This window comes from Cellulosimicrobium sp. Marseille-Q4280 (assembly GCF_943181405.1).
Taxonomy (GTDB): domain Bacteria; phylum Actinomycetota; class Actinomycetes; order Actinomycetales; family Cellulomonadaceae; genus Cellulosimicrobium.
Map to the genome: position 1 here is coordinate 1,013,952 of NZ_CALPBY010000001.1, position 12,986 is coordinate 1,026,937.

The 12,986-nt window shown below is 74.7% G+C and carries 12 protein-coding genes and 1 pseudogene; 7 read left to right on the forward strand and 6 right to left on the reverse strand.

Annotation, left to right across the window (positions count from 1 at the left end; all coding sequences use genetic code 11):
• Positions 1–105: 105 nt before the first annotated feature.
• The 5 genes from NFS20_RS04410 to NFS20_RS04430 all read left to right on the forward strand — a co-directional run bounded on the left by NFS20_RS04410 (position 106) and on the right by NFS20_RS04430 (position 5,097).
• Positions 106–642, forward strand: a complete 537-nt coding sequence (locus NFS20_RS04410) for a MarR family winged helix-turn-helix transcriptional regulator (protein WP_251150498.1) — start codon at positions 106–108, stop codon at positions 640–642.
• Between the two features lie 62 nt (positions 643–704).
• Positions 705–2,030, forward strand: coding sequence for an MFS transporter (locus NFS20_RS04415; protein WP_251150499.1), 1,326 nt, complete (start codon positions 705–707; stop codon positions 2,028–2,030).
• Positions 2,031–2,159: 129 nt separating this feature from the next.
• The gene (locus tag NFS20_RS04420) at positions 2,160–3,107 is read left to right on the forward strand and encodes an ATP-binding cassette domain-containing protein (protein ID WP_251150500.1); all 948 of its coding nucleotides are present in this window, start codon (positions 2,160–2,162) and stop codon (positions 3,105–3,107) included.
• On the forward strand, positions 3,104–3,928 hold the full coding sequence (locus NFS20_RS04425) for an ABC transporter permease (protein ID WP_251150501.1): 825 nt from the start codon (positions 3,104–3,106) through the stop codon (positions 3,926–3,928). Before NFS20_RS04420 ends, NFS20_RS04425 begins: the two co-directional genes overlap by 4 nt.
• 134 nt (positions 3,929–4,062) lie before the next feature.
• Positions 4,063–5,097 carry a TetR/AcrR family transcriptional regulator gene (locus NFS20_RS04430; protein WP_251150502.1) on the forward strand — a complete coding sequence of 345 codons (1,035 nt, stop codon included), beginning with the start codon at positions 4,063–4,065 and terminating at the stop codon, positions 5,095–5,097.
• Positions 5,098–5,175: 78 nt separating this feature from the next.
• Here the strand turns inward: NFS20_RS04430 and NFS20_RS04435 are convergent, their stop codons facing one another.
• Positions 5,176–5,778 (reverse strand): NADPH-dependent F420 reductase, encoded by a 603-nt coding sequence (locus NFS20_RS04435; protein WP_251150503.1) that lies wholly within the window; start codon positions 5,776–5,778, stop codon positions 5,176–5,178.
• Positions 5,779–5,905: 127 nt separating this feature from the next.
• Between NFS20_RS04435 and NFS20_RS04440 the strand changes: the two genes are divergently transcribed.
• Positions 5,906–6,388 carry a MarR family winged helix-turn-helix transcriptional regulator gene (locus NFS20_RS04440; RefSeq protein ID WP_251150504.1) on the forward strand — a complete coding sequence of 161 codons (483 nt, stop codon included), beginning with the start codon at positions 5,906–5,908 and terminating at the stop codon, positions 6,386–6,388.
• A gap of 54 nt (positions 6,389–6,442) precedes the next feature.
• Here the strand turns inward: NFS20_RS04440 and NFS20_RS04445 are convergent, their stop codons facing one another.
• Positions 6,443–7,789 carry an ATP-binding cassette domain-containing protein gene (locus tag NFS20_RS04445; RefSeq protein WP_502800776.1) on the reverse strand — a complete coding sequence of 449 codons (1,347 nt, stop codon included), beginning with the start codon at positions 7,787–7,789 and terminating at the stop codon, positions 6,443–6,445.
• 90 nt (positions 7,790–7,879) lie between these two features.
• Positions 7,880–8,449 (reverse strand): annotated as a pseudogene (locus NFS20_RS22360) (ATP-binding cassette domain-containing protein); the annotation flags it as partial.
• A 27-nt stretch (positions 8,450–8,476) separates the two neighbouring features.
• Between NFS20_RS22360 and NFS20_RS04450 the strand changes: the two are divergent.
• The gene (locus NFS20_RS04450; RefSeq protein ID WP_251150506.1) at positions 8,477–9,493 is read left to right on the forward strand and encodes an acetylxylan esterase; all 1,017 of its coding nucleotides are present in this window, start codon (positions 8,477–8,479) and stop codon (positions 9,491–9,493) included.
• A 76-nt stretch (positions 9,494–9,569) separates the two neighbouring features.
• Here the strand turns inward: NFS20_RS04450 and NFS20_RS04455 are convergent, their stop codons facing one another.
• From NFS20_RS04455 to NFS20_RS22145, 3 genes are all read right to left on the reverse strand, one after another.
• Positions 9,570–10,520 (reverse strand): 4-(cytidine 5'-diphospho)-2-C-methyl-D-erythritol kinase, encoded by a 951-nt coding sequence (locus tag NFS20_RS04455; RefSeq protein ID WP_251150507.1) that lies wholly within the window; start codon positions 10,518–10,520, stop codon positions 9,570–9,572.
• Complete coding sequence (rsmA, locus tag NFS20_RS04460) at positions 10,517–11,434, reverse strand: 16S rRNA (adenine(1518)-N(6)/adenine(1519)-N(6))-dimethyltransferase RsmA (RefSeq protein WP_251150508.1); 918 nt, start codon at positions 11,432–11,434, stop codon at positions 10,517–10,519. The genes NFS20_RS04455 and rsmA overlap by 4 nt, the downstream gene beginning before the upstream one ends.
• A 77-nt stretch (positions 11,435–11,511) precedes the next feature.
• Positions 11,512–12,957 (reverse strand): resuscitation-promoting factor, encoded by a 1,446-nt coding sequence (locus NFS20_RS22145; RefSeq protein WP_285821098.1) that lies wholly within the window; start codon positions 12,955–12,957, stop codon positions 11,512–11,514.
• Between the last annotated feature and the right edge of the window lie 29 nt (positions 12,958–12,986).

A 12,986-nucleotide genomic window follows, 5' to 3' on the forward strand; every position in this document is an offset into this window, starting at 1 on the left:
CGAGGTCGTACCGCAGTTCCCCGAGGTAGCACCGCAGCGGTACCACCTCGGGGAGCTGCGCCGTCAAGAGTCTTGACGTCGAGACACGTCGAGTACCCTCGCGTCATGGAGCAGCAGCACGACGCGCGCTCGCCCGGGCAGCAGCACGGCGAGCGCCCGGACGAGGTCGACCGCATCGTCGCGGCCTGGCAGCGCGAGCGGCCCGACCTCGAGCTCGAGCCGCTCACGGTGTTCTCCCGCGTGGACCGCCTGGCCCGACACCTCGACCGCGCGCGCCGGACGGCGTTCGCGCACGCGCACCTCGAGACGTGGGAGTTCGACGTGCTCTCCGCGCTCCGCCGCGCCGGGGACCCGTACCGCCTCTCCCCCGGCGCGCTCGTCACGCAGACCCTGGTGACGAGCGGGACGATGACGAACCGGATCGACCGGCTCGAGTCGCGCGGGCTCGTGGAGCGCCGACGCTCCCCCGACGACCGCCGCGGCGTCCTCGTCGAGCTCACGCCGGACGGGCTCGACCGGGTCGACACCGCCATGACGGACCTGCTCGCCGTCGAGGCGCGCATCCTCGACACGCTCGCGCCCGCCGAGCGACCCGCGCTCGCCGCTCTCCTGCGTACAGTCGTGGGGCAGTTCGACGACTGATCCGCGGGCCGGGCGACCCTGACGCGTCCTGGCGCGCAGCCGCCCCAGGACCCGGAGGACACATGGCCACGCCCGCTCGCGCGTTCCGCGGCGGGATCGACGGGGTGCTGCTCGTGGCCGTCCTCCTCGTCGCGGTCAACCTGCGGGCCCCGCTCACCGCTCTTCCGCCGGTGGTGTCCGACGTCGCGGCCGACCTCCACCTGACGGCAGCCGCCGCGGGGCTGCTCACCGGGATCCCCGTCCTGTGCTTCGCGCTCGCGACGCCCGCGGTCGCCGGGATCCTCGGCCGCTCCTCGCTGCGCACGGCGATCGCCGTCGCGCTGCTGCTGATCCTCGCGGGGACGCTCCTGCGCTCGGCCGACCTGTCGGGCGTCGCCGGACCGGTCGCGGCGGGGACGTTCGCGGGGACGGTGCTCCTCGGACTGGGCATCACGACGGCGAACCTGGCCGTCCCGATGATCGCCCAGCGCGACTTCCCCGGGCACGTGGGCACCGTGACCGGCCTGTACACCGCGGCGATCAACGTCGGGACCGTCGCCACGACGGCGCTCACCGCGCCGCTCGCCGGCGCGGTCGGCTGGCGCTGGGCGCTCGCCTCGTGGGGCGTCCTCGCGGTCGTCGCGCTCGTGTGGTGGCTCCGCGCGGTCCCCCGTGAGGCCACGGGGCGCGCCGCCTGCAGGCGGGGCGGTCCGCCGTCGGGCACGACGACGCCCCACGGGCCGCGTGATCCCGGCACGCCCACGGACGACCAGGCCCTGGCGACGGCGGCGGCCGAGGGCGTCACGGGGACCGACCCGACGGCCGCCCGAGACCGCCACGTGCTCGCCACGCCGTTCACGTGGTGGCTGTGCGCGATGTTCGCGCTGCAGTCGTCGAGCTTCTACGCCCTCACCGCGTGGCTCCCTCTGATCCTCGAGGACCTCGCGGGGATCCCGAGCAGCGCGTCCGGGGGCGCCGCCTCGCTGTTCCAGGGGTTCGCGATCCTGGGCGGCCTCGCCGTCCCGCTCGCGACGCGCCGCCTGTCGATGCGCACGACGTTCGTGGGGATCGCCGTCCTGTGGCTCACGCTGCCCGTCGGCCTGCTGGTCGCGCCGGGAGCGTGGGTCGTGTGGGCCTCTGCGGCGGGCGTCGCGCAGGCGGCGAACTTCGTCGTGATCTTCACGCTCGTCGCGCAGCGGTTCCCGACGGTCCGGCAGGGCCGCCAGGCGTCGGCGACCGTGCAGTCGGTCGGCTACTGCTTCGCCGCGGCCGCACCGACGGCTGCCGGCGCCCTGCAGACCGCGACCGGCACGTGGACGACGCCGGTCGCGGTGGTGCTCGGGGGGCTGCTCGTGATGACGGCGATCGGTGCGGTCCTCACGGGCGTGCCGCGCCCTCGCACGAGCTAGCGGCCGATCTCGCCGAACCTGTTGACCGCCTCGTCCACTCTTGTTTATGGTGTACACACAGTTTGCCTCATACACACAGCGTGCGGTCTACACATCGTGTGCGACGCACACCGACGACAGGAGAAGGCGATGGACGAACCGATGATCGCCGTCCAGGGACTCGAGAAGTCCTACGGCGACCACCGCGTGCTGCGCGGGGTGGACCTCACGGTGCGGCGCGGCGAGATCTACGCGCTGCTCGGGCCCAACGGCGCGGGCAAGACGACGACCGTCAACATCCTCACGACGCTCGTCCGGCCGGACGGCGGGACGGCGACGATCGCGGGGGCCGACGTGCTGCGCGATCCGGGCCGCGTGCGCGAGGTCATCGCGCTGACCGGCCAGTACGCCTCGGTCGACGAGTTCCAGACCGGGGCGGAGAACCTCGTCATGATGGGGAACCTCGCGCACCTGCCGCCCCGGTCGGTACGGCGGCGGGCCGCCGAGCTCCTCGAGCGCTTCGACCTGACCGGCGCCGCGGACCGCCGCGTCGGCACCTACTCCGGCGGCATGCGCCGTCGGCTCGACCTCGCGATCAGCCTCGTCGCGGACCCGGCCGTGCTCGTGCTCGACGAGCCGACGACGGGTCTCGACCCGGCGTCGCGCTCCCAGCTCTGGGACGTCGTGCGCGGGCTCGCCGCCGACGGCACGACCGTCCTGCTCACCACGCAGTACCTCGAGGAGGCGGACCGCCTCGCCGACTCGATCGCCGTCCTGGACGACGGCCGCGTCGCCGCGCGCGGGACCGCCACCGAGCTCAAGGCGCTCGTCGCGGGCGACCACGTCCGCGTCGCGTTCGAGGACCACGCGAGCCTCGCGGCCGCCGTCGGGCTCGCTGCGCGGCTCGGGATCACGACCACCGGCACCGACGACAAGGACCTCTCCCTCACGGCCGCGAGCGACGACCCGGTCCGCACGATCCGCGACGTGCTGGCCGCGGCCGACACGAACGGCCTCGCCGTGAGCGGCGTCAGCGTCGTCAGGCCCACGCTCGACGACGTCTTCCTCGCCCTGACCTCGAAGGAGTCCGCACGATGACCACGACGGCCACCACCACGCTGCCGGCTCGCAGCGTCCGCGGCACCGCTGCCCGCACCCGGCAGTCGCCCGCGACCGCCCTGCGCGACGTGCGCACGATGGTCGTGCGGGAGACGCGGCGCCAGCTGCGCAGCGTCGACGGCCTCATCACCGCCTTCGCCCTGCCGGTGATGATCATGCTCGTGTTCGTCGTCATCTTCGGCGGCGCGATCTCGGGCGACGACTACATCGACTACGTCGTCCCGGGCGTGCTCGTCATGTGCCTCGGCTTCGGGTCGGCGACGGCGGCCGTGGGCGTCGCGCAGGACATGTCGTCGGGCACGATCGACCGGTTCAGGACGATGCCGATCTTCGGCCCGTCGACCCTGTGGGGGCACGTCGTCGCGAGCATCGGCCGCAACCTCGCGTCCGCCGTCGTCGTCGTGGCGGTCGCCTACGCGCTGGGCTTCCGGGCGGACGCCGGCCTCGCCGACTGGCTCGGGCTCGTGGCCTTCGCGGTGCTCTCCGTGCTGACCTTCACCTGGCTCAGCGTGGTCCTCGGCCTCGTGCTGAGCGTCGAGGCGTCGCAGTCGGTGAACTTCATCTTCCTCTTCGTCCCCTACCTCAGCTCGGGCTTCGTCCCGATCGACACGATGCCGTCGTGGCTCCACGGCTTCGCGGAGCACCAGCCGTTCACACCGATCATCGAGTCGTTCCGCGGCCTGCTGAGCGGCGCGCCGGACGCGACGACGATCCTCACCGCGGTCGCCTGGCTGGTCGGCTTCCTCGTGGTGAGCTGCGTCGCCGGCGCGGTGCTCTACCGCCGTCGGACCGCCCGCTGACCCGATCTCGCCGACCGTGCGGTCGTCGCCCGTCCTGGCACCCGGGACGGGCGACGTCGGCATGCCCGGCGCGGTGACCGGCGCGCGGACGACACGGCGGCCCCGTGGGCGGGATTCTCGGGGAGGATGAGGGCATGACGGACGCACCCGACCTCCCGGCCCGGATCGCGCTCGCGTGGGGCGTCGCCGAGCGCCCCGAGCGCGCGCCGAAGCGCGAGCTGAGCATCGAGCGCATCGTCGAGGCGGCGATCGAGATCGCGGACGCCGAAGGCCTCGCCGCCGTCTCCATGGCGAAGGTCGCGCAGAGCCTCGGCTTCACGACCATGTCGCTCTACCGGTACGTGACGAGCAAGGACGACCTGCTCCTCCTCATGCAGGAGTCGGTCCTCGACGTCGAGTACCCGCCACCGCACGACCCGGCGGACTGGCGCGCCGAGCTGCGCGAGTGGGCCCAGTTCACGACGGCGGTGTTCCTCTCCCACCCGTGGTTCCTCGACATCCCGATCACCGGAGCGCCCCTCACGCCGAACAACCTGCGCGGCGCCGACGCCGGGCTCCGGGCGCTGCGCTCGACGCCGCTCGACGAGGAGGAGAGCATGTCGGTCATCCTGCTCCTCAGCGGGTACGCACGGAACGCGGCCCGGCTCGAGTCCGAGCTCGCGCGCGCGGTCCGCGACGCGGGCGGCGACGGCGTCGACGGGTCGTCCGTCGCCGCAGCGCTGCGGGGCCTGGTCGACGAGGTCCGCTTCCCCTACCTGCGTCCGCTCGTCCTCTCCGGTGCGTACGGCGCGGAGGGACAGATCGACGACACGTCGTGGGGGCTCGAGCGCATCCTGGACGGCCTCGCGGTCTACGTCGACGCGCGGGCGGCAGGCGCCCCGGGAGCGGGTCGGGACTTCGGGGGCGCACCCGACGCGACCCCGGGCGAGGCGCACGACACGGACGACGGGCTCCCCGCCCGCGACGGAGGCGCCTGCTCCGTGCCGGACGAGGTGGCGGTGCACGTCCGCGACCCGAAGGTGAAGAAGGCGGCGCTCAAGCGGCGCGACGCCGAGCGGCGGCTCCGCGAGGGGCACAAGAAGGTGCGGGAGCTCGAGAAGGCGCTGCGCGAGGCGCAGCGCGCCGAGCGCGACGCCGCGCGGGCGGCCGTGGAGAAGGCCCAGGCGTGACGCCGAAGGGCGCCCACCGACGTGGGCGCCCTTCGTGCGGCAGACCGTCGCGCGGCCGGCCGTGCCGACCGCGGGGGATCACTCGGCGAGGGCGAAGCCCGAGGTCCAGGAGGTCTTCTCGGCGGCGGCGAGCGTGAGCTGCAGGAAGCCCAGGGCCTCGAGCTCGTGCGCCCGCTTCAGGGACCCGGCGTCGACGACGCGCACGCCCGTGATCGCCGCGGCGAGGGCGGCCTTGGCGTCGGCGTCGTCGCCGGCGACGAGGACCGTCGTCGGGAGCGGGCCGACCTGGCCGGATGCCAGGGTCGCGGCGAAGGTCGTGTTGAACGCCTTGAGCACGCGGGCACCCGGCACGCGCGCCTGGATCTCGGCGGCGGCGGACGATCCGGCGGGGACGACGAGCGCGTCGAACGTCGCGAAGTCGAGCGGGTTGGTGAGGTCGACGAGGACCGTGCCGTCGAGCTGGCCGTCGTACGCGTCGAGCACCCCGGCGACGGCCGGGTACGGCAGCGCCAGGACGACGACGTCGCCCGTGATGGCGTCGCCGATCGTGCCGGTGGTGGCGCGCGCGTCGACGTCGACGGGCTCGCGGGTCAGGACCTGCACGGAGCTGCCCGCCGCGAGGGCGAGCGACGCGACGGCCGAGCCCATGTTCCCGGCGCCGACGATCGTGATGCTGCTCATGGTGACTTCCCTTCGCACGCCGACCGACCGTCGGCATTAGTTGTTGCTACAACAAACAAGGTAGCCCGGTATGCTTGTAGCGTCAACTGTTTCCGGGTGCGCCCGGTCACACCCGGAGGAGGACACGATGAGCGAGCCCCGCTGGCTCGACGAGACACAGCTCGACGCGTGGAAGCGCCTCGTCGCCGTCGTCGAGCTGCTGCCCGGAGTCCTCGACGCGCAGCTCCAGCGCGACGCCGACCTCAGCCACTTCGAGTACTACGTGCTCGCGATGCTCTCCGAGGCGCCGGGCCGCACGCTGCGCATGACGCACCTCGCGTCCGCGACCAACGCGACCCTCCCCCGCCTCTCGCACGTCGTCGCACGGCTCGAGAGGCGAGGGCTCGTCGAGCGCCTGCCCTGCCCCGAGGACCGTCGCGCCACCAACGCGCACCTCACCGACGACGGCTGGAAGAAGGTCGTCGCGACCGCCCCCGGGCACGTCGCGACCGTGCGCGACCACGTCGTCGACGCGCTCACGGACGAGCAGGTCGCCCAGCTCGACGACATCGCGAGCGCGATCCTCGAACGCGTCGACCCCGACGACCGCATGGGCTTCCGACGCCGCTGACGCCTGGCTGCGCGGGGCGCCCCCCGAGCGCCCGCCGACACCGTCCGGCTCTCGTCAGCCGGCGACCTCCGCGGCCTCGAGCCAGGCCGCCTCGAGCTCGTCCTTCTCGGCGGCGAGGACCCGCAGCTCGGCGTCGAGCCCGGCGACGGCGGCGTAGTCCGTCGCCTGCGCCGCGATCTTGTCGTGCAGCCGCGACTCCAGCTCGGCGATCTTGCTCAGCCGGCGCTCGATCCGGTTGATCTCCTTCTTCGCCGCGCGCACGTCGGCGGCGCTCGGGGCCGTGGGACCGGCCGGTACGCCGTCGCCCGAGGGACCCGACGCTCCGCCCGACGCGCCGCCCGCCCCCGCGGGCGCAGCCGGCGCGCGCAGGGCCGAGCCGGTCTCGCCGCTCGCGATCGCGGCACGGCGCAGCTCGAGGTACTGCTCGACCCCGCCCGGCAGGTCACGGATCCTCCCGTCGCCGAGCAGCGCGACCTGCCGGTCGGCGACGCGCTCGAGCAGGTAGCGGTCGTGCGAGACGACGACCAGCGTGCCGGGCCAGCCGTCGAGCAGGTCCTCCAGCGCAGCGAGCGTGTCGGTGTCGAGGTCGTTCGTCGGCTCGTCGAGCAGGAGCACGTTCGGCTCGGCGACCAGGAGCCGCAGGAGCTGGAGCCGACGCCGCTCGCCACCGGAGAGGTCGCGCACGAGCGTCTGCGAGCGCTCACGCGTGAAGCCGAGCCGTTCGACGAGCTGGGACGCCGTGAGCTCCTTGCCGTCGACGACGACCGACCGCTTCTCGGACTCGATCACCTGGACCACGCGCAGCCCGGCGATGTCGTCGAGCTCCTCCACGTCCTGGGTCAGCTCCGCGACGGCCACCGTCTTGCCCCGCTTGACCCGGCCCGCGTCGGGCTCGCGCCGCCCGGCGAGGAGTGCGAGCAGCGTCGTCTTGCCCGCGCCGTTGACCCCCACGACCCCGTAGCGGTCGCCCGGGCCGAGACGCCACGTGACGTCGTCGAGCAGCACGCGCCGTCCCGTGTCAGGGTCGGGCGTCACCCCGGCGACCTGTGACCCTGACACGTTCGTGCCGGGGCGGGCCGGGACGCTGACCGTGACGTCCTCGAGGTCGAGCACGTCCTTCCCGAGCCGCTTCGTCGCGGTGCGCGTGAGCTCCATCGAGTCGCGCGGCGGCGGGACGTCGGCGATGAGCGCTGCTGCGGCGTCGAGCCGGAACTTGGGCTTGCTCGTGCGCGCGGGCGCCCCGCGGCGCAGCCACGCGAGCTCCTTGCGGAGCAGGTTGTCGCGCTTCTCCGCGGTGACGGCGGCAGTCCGCTGCCGCTCGGCGCGCGCGAGCACGTACGCGGCGTACCCGCCCTCGTAGCCCTCCACCTCGCCCGAGCCGTCGCCGCGCACCTCCCACATGCGCGAGCACACGGCGTCCAGGAACCACCGGTCGTGCGTGACGACCACCAGCGCGCCCCGGGCACCCGGCCGCGCGAACCGGTCGCTCAGGTGCTCCGCGAGCCACGCCACGCCCTCGACGTCGAGGTGGTTGGTGGGCTCGTCCAGGAACAGGACGTCGTGGTCCGCGACGAGCAGGGCCGCGAGCGCGACGCGCCGCCGCTGCCCGCCGGACAGGGTGTCCGCGGGCTCGTCGAGGTCGAGGTCGGTGAGGAGGCCGTCGTGCACGCCGCGGACGGCCGCGTCCGACGCCCACGCGTGCGTCGCGGCGTCGCCGTGCACGAGGTCGCGGATGGTCGCCCCCGTGCCGACGTCGTCGCGCTGGTCGAGGAGACCGACCCGCAGGCCGCCCACCTGGGTGACGCGACCGCCGTCGGGCCGCTGCGTGCCCGCGAGCAGCCGCAGCAGGGTCGACTTCCCGGCCCCGTTGGGGCCGACGATGCCGACACGGTCGCCGTCGTCGAGGCCGAGCGAGACGTCGTCGAGGAGGGTGCGGGTGCCGACGGTCAGCGAGATGCCGTCGGCCCCGAGGAGATGAGCCACGCACCGAGCGTAGGCGCCGCCCGGTGGGTCCGGGAAAACCAGGGGCTGTCGAAGCGCTTCGAGATCGCGGGGATCCACGGCTCCGTGGGCCGGTAGGGTGCCCGCATGTCGCTCTTCGACCTGCCGCTCGCCGAGCTCGAGACCTACGCGCCGACCCTCGACGAGCCCGACGACCTCGACACCTTCTGGACCACGACGCTCGCGGCGTCGCGTGCGGCCGGGGGCGACCTCGCCGAGACGGTGCACGTCGAGCGCGTCGAGACCGGGCTCGACCTCGTCACCGTCGACGACGTGACCTTCCCGGGGTTCGGCGGCCACCCGATCAAGGCCTGGCTGGTCCGGCCCGCGCGTCCGGACGGGCCGCTCCCGGCCGTCGTGGAGTTCATCGGGTACGGCGGCGGTCGAGGCCTCGCGCACGAGCACCTCGTGTGGGCCGCCGCCGGGTTCGCGCACCTCGTCGTCGACACGCGTGGCCAGGGCAGCCGGTGGGGCACGGGCGGCGGGACGCCGGACCCGGTCGGCTCAGGCCCTGCGACGCCGGGGTTCCTGACGCGCGGCATCGAGGACCCGCACGACCACTACTACCGGCGCGTCTTCACCGACGGCGTCCGCGCCGTCGACGCGCTCCGCTCGCTCCCGGGCATCGACCCGGCACGCGTCTCCGTGGCCGGCACGAGCCAGGGCGGCGGCATCTCGATCGCCGTCGCGGGGCTCTCCGAGGGGCTCGTCGCGGCGATGCCCGACGTCCCGTTCCTCTCCCACTTCCGCCGCGCCGTCGAGATCACCGACCGCGACCCGTACGGCGAGATCCGGCAGTACCTCGCCGTGCACCGCGACGCGGAGGACACCGTGTTCCGCACGCTGTCCTACCTGGACGTCGCGCTGCTCGCCCGCCGCGCGACGGCGCCCGCGCTGTTCTCCGTCGCGCTCATGGACGCGACGTGCCCGCCGTCGACCGTCTACGCCGCGTTCAACGGCTGGGGCGCGAAGGCCGTTGCGGCCGCCCAGGCCGGTCCGGTCGAGCGGCAGATCGACGTCTACCGGTACAACGACCACGAGGGCGGCCAGGGCTACCGGTTCGCGCAGCAGCGCGCCTGGCTGCGCACGCACGCCAGCACCTGACGATCGGCCCGACGGCGGCGCCTCCTCTGCCCGACGGTCAGCCCGTCGCGGTGGTCCCCGCCCGGCCGCGCCGAGGTCAGTGCGCGACGACGCGCGCGCCGCCCGCGGGCGCCGTCGTGCACCACACGCTGTCGCACGCGTCGGCGGCGGTCCACGTCGCGCCGATCGCGAGCGCGTGCTGGCGGCTGCGGGCGAGCGCCGCGACGGTCGGTCCCGACCCGGAGACGATCGCACCGAGCGCGCCCGCCTCGCGCGCGACGGCGAGCGTGCGCTCGAGCTCGGGGCGCAGCGCGAGCGCGGGGCCCTCGAGGTCGTTGCGCAGCGCCTGCCCGAGTCCCACCGGGTCCCCGGCCCGCAGCGCCTGCATGAGGGTGGTGTCGTCCGCGTGGTCGAGCCCGGCCGGCCCGCCGACCGTCTCGTCGAACGCGCGGTAGACCTCCGGCGTCGAGAGCCCGTCGGCCTGCACGGCGAACACCCAGTGGAACTCCCCGCGCGTCATCGCCGGGGTGAGCACGTCCCCGCGGCCGGTCCCGACGGCGGTGTGCCCCACGAGCCCGAACGCGACGTCGGCTCCGAGCCCCGACGCGAGCCGCATCAGCTCGGCCCGCGACAGCCCCGTCTCCCACAGCGCGTCGCACGCGACGAGCGTCGCGGCGGCGTCCGCGGACCCGCCCGCCATGCCGCCCGCGACCGGCACGCCCTTGACGACCTGGAGGCGCACGTCGGGGTCGACCCCGGCGTGCTGCGCGAGCGCCTCGGCCGCCCGCCACGCGAGGTTGGACCCGTCGGTCGGCACGACGTCGGCCTGCAGGCCCTCGACGGACAGCGAGATCCCGGAGCCGCGCGGGGCCTCGTGCGCGACGACCTCCTCGCTCAGCCCGACCGCCTGGAAGATGGTCACGAGGGGGTGGTAGCCGTCGTCCTGCAGCGCGCCCACGCGCAGCGACAGGTTGACCTTCCCCGGCGCACGCACCCGGACACGGGGGGGCGGCGCGAGCGCGATGCTCGTCGGAGGCGGGGGGCTCACGCGTCCACTGTGCCAGGTCGCCCGCCGGCCGCGCGCGGCGAGGTGCGACCGCCGGTCACCGTGGGCAGGTGCTCGGCGATGCGCGCGAACGCGACGACGTCGAGCGTCTCGCCGCGCGCCTGGGGGTCGACCCCGGCCGCCTCGAGCGCGGCCGCCGACGCCGCCGACGAGCCCGCGATCCCCGCGAGCGCGGAGCGCAGCATCTTGCGCCGCTGGGCGAACGCGGCGTCGACGACCGCGAAGACCTGCTCGCGGGTCGCGGTCGTCGTGGGGGGCTCGCGCCGGTCGAGCGCGACGAGCGCGGAGTCGACGTTCGGCACGGGCCAGAAGACGGCGCGACCGACCGTCCCCGCCCGTCGCGCGGACGCGTACCACGCGGCCTTCACCGACGGCACGCCGTAGGTCCGGCTCCCGGGCGGCGCGGCGAGGCGGTCCGCGACCTCGGCCTGGACCATGACGAGCACGCGCTCGAGCGAGTCGAAGCGCTCGAGGAACGTCAGGAGCACGGGCACCGCGACGTTGTAGGGCAGGTTGGCGACGAGCGCCGTGGGCGCATCGCCCGGGAGCGACGTCACGTCGAGCGCGTCCGCGCCCACGACCTCCAGCCGGTCGCCGAGGTCCGGCACGTGCGCCGCGACGGTCGTCGGGAGCTGCCGCGCGAGCACGGGGTCGATCTCGACGGCGACGACGCTCGCACCCGCCTCGAGCAGGCCGAGCGTCAACGACCCGAGGCCCGGCCCGATCTCGACGACGCGCTCCCCCGCCCGCACGTCGGCCGCACGCACGATCTTGCGGACCGTGCCGCCGTCGTGCACGAAGTTCTGGCCGAGCGTCTTGGTGGGGCGCACGCCGAGGCGCCCTGCCAGGTCGCGGATCTCGGCCGGACCCAGCAGGGCGCCTCGGGTGTCGTTCATGAGCAGAGAGCCTACCGACACGCCGGAGGGCGGGGCGCTCGCGCACCCCGCCCTCCGACGTCGTCCACCTCAGGCTGTCAGCGCAGCCCGAGCTTGCTCGAGCACGCGGGCCACTGGCCCCAGCCCGAACGGGCCTGGAGCGCCTGGGCGCGCTGCGTCTGCTCGGCGGCCGAGGCCTCCGACGGGAGACCGGAGCCGCCCATCGCCTGCCACGTCGGCAGCGAGAACTGGTAGAGGCCGTAGTAGCCGTTCCCGGTGTTCGTCGCGGGGTTCCCGCCGGACTCGCACTGGGCCAGCGCGGCCCACACGCCCTCGGGCGCGGAGCCCAGGTCGGCGGCGGGGGCCGGGGCGGCAGCGGGCGCGGACGCACCCGACGACGCGCTGGACGACGCACGCGGCGTCGGCGCGGGCTCCGGCTCGGGGGCCGGACGCTCCTTCGTGCCCTGCACGAGGATCTTCGCCACCGGCGGGGTCGTGACGCCGTCGGAGACCAGCTCGCGCGACTCCTCGGCGCCGTCGACGGTCGTGACGCGGTGGACGGTCGTGTGCACGCCCTCCACGCCCTCCTGCTTGACGACCGGGTCGAGGTCCTCGTACCGGTTCGGGTCCTCCTCGGTGGTGGTCTCGAACGGCACACCCTTGGTGGTGGGCACCTCCTCGACCTTCACGCGCTGGACAACGAGGGAGACGGCGGCCTCGTCGGCAGCCTTCTCGTCGGCGGCCTTCTCGTCGGCGGCCTTCTCGTCGGCGGCCTTCTCGTCGGCGGCCTTCTTCTCGGCGGCCTTCTCGTCGGTCGTCGCCGTGACGGCGTCGGTCTGGGCGACGTGCACGCGGTCGAGCTCACCGAGGACGACGCCCTGCTGGTCGAGGATCGCGTCGATGCCGATGCTGCCGTCGGGCGCGACCTTGGTCTCGCCGTCGGCCACGACGGCCACGGGGCCGTCCGCGTCGAGGCGGATCGGCAGGGAGGCGCGCTCGCCGGAGCGGGACGCCACGAGGCGCACGTCGCTGCCGCGCGAGGCAAGGGTCGTCAGGGCCTCGTCCGCGTCGAGCGCGGTCAGCCAGACGGAAGACTGGGTGCCGTCCACCTGGACGGGGACCTCGCGCCCGTAGCGGACGACGACGTCGCTCCCGCCGCGCAGCGCGGCGTCGACGTCGGGGACCACCTGGTCGCGCTCGCCGACGGCGACGCCCTGCTCCTCGAGCAGGCCGTCGACGGAGCCGGCGAAGGTCGTGACCGTGGTGATCTCGCCGTCGACGTCGAGCTCGACGGTCTTGTGCGCCGTGCCGTACGCGACGGCGCCGGTGGCGAGGAGGACGGTGGCGGTCGCGCCGGCCACGAGGGGCCAGCGGCGACGGCGGCGGGCCGTCGTGGCCGCGGGGCTCGTGGAGCCCTCGGCGGCGGAGGTGTCGGAGAGGTCGAGGGGCTGGGTGGTGTCGGCGCTCTCGGGCGCGCCGGCCGCGTCAGCGGTCCGGTGGAAGGGGTTGTTCACTCGGGTCCAGTCGTCGTGGTTCCCGGGCACGGGAGCTCGACGGCGCGGGTGCACCCCTG

Bases quoted from the DNA above. Each gene is read 5' to 3' on its own strand.
- NFS20_RS04430 (WP_251150502.1), top strand. From the start codon at position 4,063: ATGACGGACGCACCCGACCTCCCGGCCCGGATCGCGCTCGCGTGGGGC.
- NFS20_RS04420 (WP_251150500.1), top strand. From the start codon at position 2,160: ATGGACGAACCGATGATCGCCGTCCAGGGACTCGAGAAGTCCTACGGC.
- NFS20_RS04410 (WP_251150498.1), top strand. From the start codon at position 106: ATGGAGCAGCAGCACGACGCGCGCTCGCCCGGGCAGCAGCACGGCGAG.
- NFS20_RS04415 (WP_251150499.1), top strand. From the start codon at position 705: ATGGCCACGCCCGCTCGCGCGTTCCGCGGCGGGATCGACGGGGTGCTG.
- NFS20_RS04450 (WP_251150506.1), top strand. From the start codon at position 8,477: ATGTCGCTCTTCGACCTGCCGCTCGCCGAGCTCGAGACCTACGCGCCG.
- NFS20_RS04425 (WP_251150501.1), top strand. From the start codon at position 3,104: ATGACCACGACGGCCACCACCACGCTGCCGGCTCGCAGCGTCCGCGGC.
- NFS20_RS04435 (WP_251150503.1), bottom strand. From the start codon at position 5,778: ATGAGCAGCATCACGATCGTCGGCGCCGGGAACATGGGCTCGGCCGTC.
- NFS20_RS04440 (WP_251150504.1), top strand. From the start codon at position 5,906: ATGAGCGAGCCCCGCTGGCTCGACGAGACACAGCTCGACGCGTGGAAG.
- NFS20_RS04445 (WP_502800776.1), bottom strand. From the start codon at position 7,789: ATGTGGGAGGTGCGCGGCGACGGCTCGGGCGAGGTGGAGGGCTACGAG.
- rsmA (WP_251150508.1), bottom strand. From the start codon at position 11,434: ATGAACGACACCCGAGGCGCCCTGCTGGGTCCGGCCGAGATCCGCGAC.